Source organism: Streptomyces sp. NPDC054841 (genome assembly GCF_053611045.1).
On the sequence record NZ_JBSGZO010000467.1, the window covers coordinates 1 to 6435 of the forward strand.

Below are 6435 nucleotides of genomic sequence, written 5' to 3' on the forward strand. Positions count from 1 at the left end.
CCTGGGGAGACCCCATGCACCGGACCCCGCTCGCTGTCCGGCCCGATCCACAGGACACCCCCCTGGGGTCCGGTGCGTGTCTTCCGGCCGCGCGACCCGCCGCACGCGGCCCCTGACAGTCCGTCGACGTCGGCCCGTCAGCCCGTCTGCCGTCCGGCGAAGCGGTCCAGCGCGCGCAGAACCTCCGCGCGAGCCGCATCGCTGCCCTGGTGGCCGGCGTCGTCGATCGTCACCAGACGTGCGTCCGGCCAGGCACGGCAGAGTTCCCATGCCGTGTACAGGGGACTGGACAGATCGAGCCGCCCGTGGACCAGCACCCCGGGGATCCCGGCCAGCCGCCCCGCGTCGCGGATCAGCGCGCCCTCCTCCAGCCACGCACCGTGCGAGAAGTAGTGCGTGACGATCCGCACGAGCGCCAGCCGGGCCTCCGGGGCACGGCCGGAGTAGGCATCCGGGCCGCCGTTCGGCTCCAGTGAGAGGACCGCGTCCTCCCAGGCGCACCAGTCGTTCGCGGCCTTCGACCGCACCCGGGGGGTTGGGGTCGTTCATCCGGCGCGCGTACGCCGCGACCGGATCGCCGTACCGTCCCGCCTCCGGGACCCCGGCCAGGAACCGCTCCCACTCCTGTGGGAAGAAGCGCGCCACACCGCGGTACAGCCAGTCGATCTCCGTACGCCGGGTCGTGGTCACACCGTTCACGACGATCTCCGACACACGCTCCGGGTGCCTTTGCGCGTATGCGAGCAGCAGCGTCGAACCCCATGAACCGCCGTACAGCAGCCAGCGGTCGATTCCCAGCAGCTCACGCAGCCGTTCCATGTCGGCGAGGAGATGCCCCGTCGTGTTGTGGGTCAGGTCCGCGGCGGGATCGCCGGCGTGCGGTGTGCTGCGGCCGCATCCGCGCTGGTCGAACAGGACGATCCGGTACCGCTCGGGATCGAAGTAGCTGCGGACGCCGGGCGTGCAGCCGGACCCCGGCCCGCCGTGCACGACGAGAGCGGGCTTGCCCTGCGGATTGCCGCAGACTTCCCAGTACACGAGATGGCCGTCACCGGTGTCGAGCATGCCCTGGTCGTACGGTTCGACAGGCGGATACATCACGGGCATGACGGCTCCTCAGGTACGGGAAGAAGGGACGGAGTTGATCACGGTAGGCGCCCCGTCCCGCTTCCGCAGCGGAGTTTCAGGCCCGCCCGGCGAGCCGGAGCAGCGTCGTCGCGAGGACGTCGACACCTCGGGCGCATGCTTCGGGAGTGGAGTACTCACGGGGATTGTGGCTGATCCCGTCGTACTCACCGGGCACGAAGATCACGGCGGTCGGGTACAGCGCCGCGATCTCCTGGGCGTCGTGCCCGGCGCCCGAGAGCAGCGACAGCCGGCGCAGCCCGAGGTCGTCCGCGGCCCTGGCGATCTTCTGTTGGACGGACGCGTCGAAAGCCACATGGCTCGTCCTCGCCATCCGGCGGGTGGAGACGCTCAGCCCGGGCTGCTGCGTCCGCAGTGCTCGCAGGAACGCGTCGAGGTCCTCCTCGGCCCGGGCCATCGCCGTGTCGTCGGGGTTGCGCAGGTCGACCGTGAGCTCGGCGCGGGCGGGCACGATGTTGGTGAGGTCCGGGTGGACGGCCAGATGGCCGACGGTGGTGCGCAGTTCGCCGTACGCGCCGGAATCGGCCATGTCCCGCAGGCGGGTGATGATCCGCGCGGCGGCGAGCCCCGCGTCGACCCGCAGCCCGGTGGGCGTCGTGCCCGCGTGGGCGGCGCGGCCGTGGAGCGTGATCTCCTGCCAGGAGATGCCCTGGACACCGGTGACGACCCCGATCGCGGCGCCGGCCCCGGCGAGCACAGGGCCCTGCTCGATGTGGCACTCCACATAGGCGTGCGGAGGGTCCAGCCGCACGTCGGCCGGGCCGGCGAAGCCGGTCCGGGCCAGCTCCTGGCCAAGCGTCAGGCCGTCGCGGTCGGTCAGCGCATGGGCGTCGGCGAGCGGGATCCGGCCCGCGGCGACCGCGCTGCCGAGCATGTCGGTCCCGAAGCGGACGCCTTCCTCCTCGGTGAAGACGGCGACCTCCAGCGGATGACGGGTCGCGATGCCGCGCTCGACGAGCGTGCGGACGACCTCGATGCCGCCCAGGACGCCGAGGCAGCCGTCGAAGGCACCGGCGGTGGCGACGCTGTCGATGTGCGAGCCGGTGAGCACGGGGCGGGCGGCCGGGTCGCTGCCGGCCCGGCGGCCGTAGATGTTGCCCATGCGGTCGACGCGGACCTCAAGACCCGCTTGCTCCATCCATGAGATGACGAGCCGCCGTCCGGCCGCGTCGGCGTCGGTGAGGGCGAGCCGGTTGACGCCGCGCAGCCCGGTGCGTTCGTCGTCGTACGCGCCGACGGTGGCGAGGTCCATCAGGGACTGCCACAGCCGGTCCTGGTCGACGGTGACGGGCTCGGCGGGAACGTCCGCGCTCGTAGTGACGTTGGCCGTGGTGGTCATCGTGCCGTCGCCTCGGGCTGGTGGGGGAGGGAGTGGGGGTTGGCCGTGCTGCCCTCCGTGCAGAGCAGTACGACGGTGGTGCCGGGCCCCGCGCCGAGCGCGGCCCTGCGCCCGGCGGCGCCGGGCCCGGTCAGCGCGGCGCGGACCCCGGCGAGCGACGCGGCCCCGCAGGGACCCGCGGGCACACCGAGGGCGGCCAGGTCGCGTGCGGCCAGGTCCGCGTCCGGGTCGCCGACGGCGACCGCGGCGTCGAGGCCGTCGCGGAGCACCGGCCAGGCGAGGGAGGAGGCTGTGCCGCAGTTGAGACCCGCCATGGTGGTGGAACCGGTCTCCACGGTGGCCGGCCGCCCCGCGCTGAGGGAGGCCAGTATGGACGCCGCGGTGTCCGGTTCGACGGTGAGCAGCGCGGGCGAGGGTCCCGTCGCCCGGCTGCGGTAGTGGGTGACGGCCGCCTGGGCCAGGGAACCCACTCCGGCGGGCACGGACACCAGCCCGGCCGGTCCTGCTCCGGCGTCCCGCAGTTGGGCGTCGGTCTCGGTGAACAGAGTGGAGTACCCCTCGACGATCCAGCCGGGGATCTCCTCGTAACCGGGCCAGGCCATGTCCTGGACCAGGACGGAGCCCGGTTCCGCGGCGGCTTCTGCCGCGCGGGCGACGGCCGCGTCGTAACTGCCTGGGACCTGGACGACCTCCGCGCCCTCGGCCTCGATGGCGGCCGTGGCGGCCGGGTGCACCCCGCCGGCGACGAACACCCGGGCGTGCTGCCCGGACTGCCGGGCCATCCGGGCGAGGGCGCGCCCGTGATTGCCGTCCGTCGCGGTGACGAGCACCAGAGGTCCGCCGTCGCGCCGAAGCGCCGCGCCGTCGGTCCGGGGCTCTTCGCCATCGAGCCCGCGATGTCTGCCGAGCAGCCGGTGGACCGCCCAGGACGCGCCGAGCGCCTTGAAGGCGGCGAGCCCGAGCCGCGCCGACTCGTCCTTGGCGAACACCCTTCCCACGCCCAGTTCGCCTGCCAGACCGGGGAGTTCGGTCAACGGGGTGGGGGAGTAGCCGGGGAGCCCGGCGTGGAAGGCCGCGATCCCGGCGGGAGCAGGGTCACAGCGCCAGGTCCTGGCCTCGGGCCGTACGTACCAGCCCAGGGGGGGCGGTGGAAGCGTTCTCTGTCACGTCACCACCGTGCCGGGACCAGGTCTCTTTGGTCCAGCGAATGTTTCCGAGCAATACTCATCGGGAAATCCGAACGGTCGATCCCTGGGGCGGAGGATCCGATGCTTGATCTGCACCGGCTGCGTCTGCTGCGTGAGCTGAAGCACCGCGGCACCCTGGCGGCGGTGGCCGCCGCACTCGCGTACAGCCCCTCCTCCGTGTCGCAGCAGCTCGCCCAGCTGGAATCGGGGGTGGGAGTGCCGCTGCTGGAGCCGGTCGGCCGGCGCGTGCGGCTGACGCCGCAGGCCGAGATCCTCGTCGCCCACACCGAAGCCCTGCTGGAGCGGCTCGAACAGGCCGAGGCGGACATCGCGACCTCGCTCGCCGAGCTCACGGGCACCTTGCGCATCGCCTCCTTCCAGACGGCGGCGCTCGCCCTCGTCCCGGCCGCGCTGACCCTGATCCAGGCCTCGCATCCCCGACTCCGCGTCCACGTCACCCAGTTGGAGCCGGAGACGGCCCTTCCCGCCCTGCTCGCACGCGACTTCGATCTGGTGGTCGGCGAGGAGTACCCGGGCAGCCCCGGCCCGCGCCCCGACCGGATCGAGCAGGAGGAGCTGTGCACGGACACGCTCCGCCTCGCCCTGCCGGGCCCCGGTGACCCCGGCGAACCACAGCAGGCGCTGCGGAGGCTCGCCGCGCATCCGTGGGTGATGGAGCCGGAAGGCACCGTCGCCCGTCAGTGGGCGCTGGCGCTGTGCCGCGACGCCGGTTTCGAGCCGGACGTACGGTACGAATCCACGGACCTGCTGCTCCATCTGCGGCTGGTCGAGGAGGGCCACGCCGCCGCGCTGCTCCCGGATCTCGTCTGGCACGGCCGCACCCCGACCGTCCCTCTGCGGGACCTGCCCAGCGGCCGCGCCTCGCGCCGTATATTCACCGCCGTCCGCAGCGGTGGCAGCCGCCACCCCGCCGTCGTGGCTTGCCGCGCGGCCCTTCAGGAGTCCGCACGCCGGGCCACCGCCCCGCCCGCGTGACGGGGCCGGCCGTCAGCACGGCAGCCGACCCCTGACGAGGCGTCAGCCGACTGCCGGCTCCCGCTCCATCGGCGGCTCGGTGGGCGTCTCGGGGACCGGGCCGAACAGCACCGCGCGAGCGACCTTCGGCGCGAACAGTGCGGTGAGCGGCGTGGTCAGCGTCAGTACGGAACGGAAGACCGGGCCCACGACGTCGGGGTCGCCCGGGTACCGCTGCTGGACGCGGCTCAGGTACCAGGCGGCGGGACGGTCCACGGCCCGCTCGGTCACCGCGCTGCCCACCGCGCCCGGCATCTTCCTGTCCGCGCCCGCGGAGATGTCCCAGGCCTGGCGTGAGGCGTCGAACAGTGCCTGCTGGACCCGCCGCGTCGTCGGCGTACGACGCTGATCACCCAGCGCGTCGCGCAGTGCCACGGCGCTCATCGCGGCGACCGACATGCCCTGCCCGTAGATCGGGTTGAAGGTGCACAGCGCGTCGCCCGTCGCCAGGAATCCGGCCGGCCGGCGGCCCGGGCGGTCGTACCGGCGCCGCACGTTCGATGTCGACCGGAAGCCGTACGGCGCCGTCTGCGGCTCGGCACCCAGCAGCCACTCATGGAAGTAGGGGTGCGGCATGCGGGCCGCGAACGCGGTGAACCCGGCCTCGTCCGTGGGAGGTTCCTGGCCGCGCAGGCCCGAGAAGATGACGAGATGGGTGCCGTCCTCCAGGGGCAGTACGCCGCCTCCGTACACCTGGGACGGGTTCGGGTAGAACCAGTACGCGAGGGATTCGGTGCCCAGGTTCTTGCTCGTGTTGCGGTAGATGCGTGAGGTGTAGGCGAGACCGGTGTCGATCGTCTCCTCCTGCGGTGGCTCGGCACCGATCGCACTCAGCCACTGCGGGGCACGCGAACCGCGGCCCGACGCGTCCACGACCAGGTCGGCTTCGAGAGTGTGCGGTTCCGCGCGGCCGGCCCGCGCCCCGTCGCCGCGCTCGCGCAGCAGCACTCCCCGCACCCGCGAGGCATCGCCGACGAGCCCGACGGCGTCCGTCGACTCGGCCCTCGTGATCACCGGGTTGGCCAGCACCCGCTCGCGCACCAGATGCTCGATCTGGGCGCGGGTACCGGTGTAGATGTGCGTCGTCGGCGCCGAGCGCCGGAACCAGCCGTCACTCCACTGCACCATGTCCGACGGCATGCCGACCCGGGGCGAGCCCGCCGTCCTCAGCTCGGCCATGAATCCCGGCAGCAACGAGTCCAGCGCGAGCTGTCCGCCCTCCAGCAGCACATGGGCGTGCCGGCCGTGCGGTACGCCGGCGCGCGGCTGGGGACTCTCCGGGAAGCGGTCGCGCTCGACGATCGTCACCTTGTCGGCGTGCTCGGCGAGCACGTGCGCCGCGAGCAGTCCCGCGAGGCTGCCTCCGATGACGACGGCATGGCGCCCATCCGCGCCCCGCCTCCAACTTCCGTTCACCTGCGCATGGTTCACCGTGTCCGCCCCTCATGGTCAGTGAGTAGATCCAGGACTGACCAGTATTCCCGGTCGCGGCCCGGAAGATCACGAGGGCCTGGCCGGAGGCGCTCGATGTGGTAGGCGGCCTCGTCACGGTGCAGGTCGACGTGAGGGGCGCGGCTGTCGTCGAGGCCGTACTCGATCCGGCGAGATCCGAAGAAATCCCTAGGTCCTGTCCGGGCGATCTTCGAGGAACAGACCGCGGCGTCAGATGCGGTGCATCGCAAGGCGGAGGATCGCCCTCGTACTGGGCGTACTTGGGCGACTCCGACA

Annotated in this window: 4 protein-coding genes and 1 pseudogene; 1 reads left to right on the plus strand and 4 read right to left on the minus strand. The window is 72.8% G+C overall.

What is annotated here, in order from left to right; genetic code table 11:
• Positions 1-137: 137 nt before the first annotated feature.
• The 3 genes and pseudogenes from pip to ACWGI8_RS36765 all read right to left on the minus strand — a co-directional run bounded on the left by pip (position 138) and on the right by ACWGI8_RS36765 (position 3519).
• A pseudogene (gene pip, locus ACWGI8_RS36755) lies at positions 138-1107 on the minus strand (prolyl aminopeptidase).
• 76 nt (positions 1108-1183) lie between these two features.
• Positions 1184-2485, minus strand: a complete 1302-nt coding sequence (locus ACWGI8_RS36760) for a hydantoinase/carbamoylase family amidase (RefSeq protein ID WP_453667778.1) — start codon at positions 2483-2485, stop codon at positions 1184-1186.
• Entirely contained in the window at positions 2482-3519 is a 1038-nt protein-coding gene (locus ACWGI8_RS36765; RefSeq protein WP_453667779.1) for a pyridoxal-phosphate dependent enzyme, read from the minus strand. The genes ACWGI8_RS36760 and ACWGI8_RS36765 overlap by 4 nt, the downstream gene beginning before the upstream one ends.
• Positions 3520-3753: 234 nt before the next feature.
• Here ACWGI8_RS36765 and ACWGI8_RS36770 point away from each other — a divergent pair, with 234 nt between their 5' ends.
• Positions 3754-4668 carry a LysR family transcriptional regulator gene (locus ACWGI8_RS36770; RefSeq protein ID WP_453667780.1) on the plus strand — a complete coding sequence of 305 codons (915 nt, stop codon included), beginning with the start codon at positions 3754-3756 and terminating at the stop codon, positions 4666-4668.
• Between the two features lie 42 nt (positions 4669-4710).
• Here the strand turns inward: ACWGI8_RS36770 and ACWGI8_RS36775 are convergent, their stop codons facing one another.
• Positions 4711-6123, minus strand: a complete 1413-nt coding sequence (locus tag ACWGI8_RS36775; RefSeq protein ID WP_453667781.1) for an FAD-dependent oxidoreductase — start codon at positions 6121-6123, stop codon at positions 4711-4713.
• Positions 6124-6435 lie beyond the last annotated feature (312 nt).